Raw genomic sequence first — 2,119 nt, 5'->3', positions numbered from 1 at the left:
ATCAGACGCACGGCATCGCGACGCCCGAGTTCATCAAGCTCGGCGGCAAGGACGTCGAGGGCACGCTGTTCCCGACGCAGCCGGTTGTCGTCGCGCGGACGCTGCCGGCGGATCATCCGTCGAAAAAAGCGGCGCTCGCGTTCGTGAATGCGTATGAGGAGAAGTACGGCAAGGGAACGGTCACGCAGTTCGCGGGCGATGCGGCGGGCGTGTATCCGCGCCTGCAGGACGCCGTGGCGCGCGCGCTGAAGACGGCGAAACCAGGCACCAAGGAATTCCGCGTGGCGCTGCGCTCGGAACTGGAGCACGCGCATGAACTGGTCGTGCCGAACGGCGTGGTCAATACGAGCGCGACGGATCACGTCGGTCTGGATCAGCGCGCGAGCGTGATGGGCGTGATCCGGAACGGCGCGTTCACGTATCTCGCTCAGTAATTTCCGAGCTTGCGAAAACGCTGACGTCAATGCTTGCCGACGACGGCGTTTTCGGTCATAATCGCCGACTCGATTGGCTTGTTTCTTCGCTTTGTGTCGCGACGAGTCCATTCAGGCCCAGGTGGTGAAATTGGTAGACGCAGGGGACTCAAAATCCCCCGCCGCAAGGCGTGCCGGTTCGATTCCGGCCCTGGGCACCAAGAATTGTCGAAAAAGCCGCTCCATCGTGAGCGGCTTTTTTGCGTTTGGGGCCTATCCGTATCGGCTTCGAGCCTCGTCACGCTGACAGGTCCGCCTTCATTCCACGCCCGAACGACGTCCGGCTCCGTCGGGACGCGCGCTTTTGGCGACATTGCGAGACAGCCGGCCCGCCAGAACCGGAGCGCCGAATCTGGCGAAAATGCAGGCCACGACGACAGGCCAGTACTCGCGAAAAAATCCCATCAGGAAGTTCTACATTTTGGCACCCTGGCCTTCCATTCATTCGATACGACCGAAAACGCGTAGTAGACCGAAGCGTATCGTAGAGAATGCGTGAGCAAGATCTCCCGGACGTCCTGGCTAAACACAGCGACGCGCAAGTATATCCACAGAAGCATCGCAAGCAGAGGGGCGAAAATTCCCAGATTTGCGATAAAGATCGCCTGACCGATCCGTGGCGTCGAAGCCGTTCGATTGCATCGGCAGCATCCTTTTGTGTGCGATAAGACGCAATTTCGCCGATAGCGCGGCCGCGCGGAAGTCGTCCGTTCGGCTATCGACGCCTCTCGCATTTCCCCTGACCGCTTCATCATCCGAATGTGCGCAATCGCGTAGACGCGTCTCGTCGCTGCCCGCGAAAATTGCGACCATCGGCATTCAGAACCCCGGCGCGCGGAGCATTCACGGGGATGCTCGCGCACGCAGCGCCCGAATTTCGGGTTGCTTAGGACTCTCTCGATGTCGTAACCCGCTCGCGCAACGCGTCGAGCCATAACTCGAAGAAGGGTACGACATGAATCGACCTGATTACTCGCTGTCTCTCGACTCCGTCATCTGCAAACGCTGCAACACCGTTTCCCCAGCCACGGAAGACACCTGCCCCTCGTGCGGAGCGGATCGTCAGGGCGCGATTTTCACGAGCCGCGCCGCCGAGGCCGTCGTGGCCGCCGCCGCGCCGATGCCCGCGCCGCTCGACATCCTCGACTGGGACGACAGCCATTGGCTGCAACGCCTCGTGCGTCGCAAGATGTTGACGTCTTACCCGAACTTCATCGAGCCCGGCGATTCGCAAGAGTCGCGCAAACCCGCGCGCACAGGCATGGCGGTGCTGGTCGGCGGCGTGGTCGCGAGCATCGCGGTCGGTGGCTACTTTTATGCGCGTCTGGACGACAACGCCCCGCCGCCGAGCGCGGAGCCCGGCATCAGCGCGGCGGGCTCCATTCGCGACGGCGCGTCCGGCATTCTCAAATCCGATGCCGCGCGACATGCGTCTTTGGCGCGCTCCAAACCGGACTCGACGAATGCCCAACCCGTCGCGCAGGCTACGACGGCGATCGCGAAGACGAATCATCCTCGCGAGGAACACGCCGCGGCAGCCAGCACGCCGGCATCGGGCAGCACGCTGGCGGCGACGACGCCCGCCAAGCCGCCGATGCCAGCCGCGCAAGCCGCGCCGGTCACAACCACGGCGCACGTTGCGGCGA

At 63.0% G+C, this 2,119-nt stretch carries 1 tRNA gene and 2 pseudogenes; all 3 read left to right on the top strand.

The features are described 5' to 3' along the window. Positions 1–434 (top strand): annotated as a pseudogene (locus AWB82_RS36560) (ABC transporter substrate-binding protein); the annotation flags it as partial. A 115-nt stretch (positions 435–549) separates the two neighbouring features. After that, positions 550–634, top strand: a tRNA-Leu gene (locus tag AWB82_RS36555). A 794-nt stretch (positions 635–1,428) separates the two neighbouring features. Further along, a pseudogene (locus AWB82_RS36550) lies at positions 1,429–2,119 on the top strand (hypothetical protein); the annotation flags it as partial.

This window comes from Caballeronia glebae (genome assembly GCF_001545035.1).
Classification (GTDB): domain Bacteria; phylum Pseudomonadota; class Gammaproteobacteria; order Burkholderiales; family Burkholderiaceae; genus Caballeronia; species Caballeronia glebae.
The sequence above is the reverse complement of the archived record's forward strand: the minus strand, read 5'-3'. Positions and strand labels throughout refer to the sequence as shown.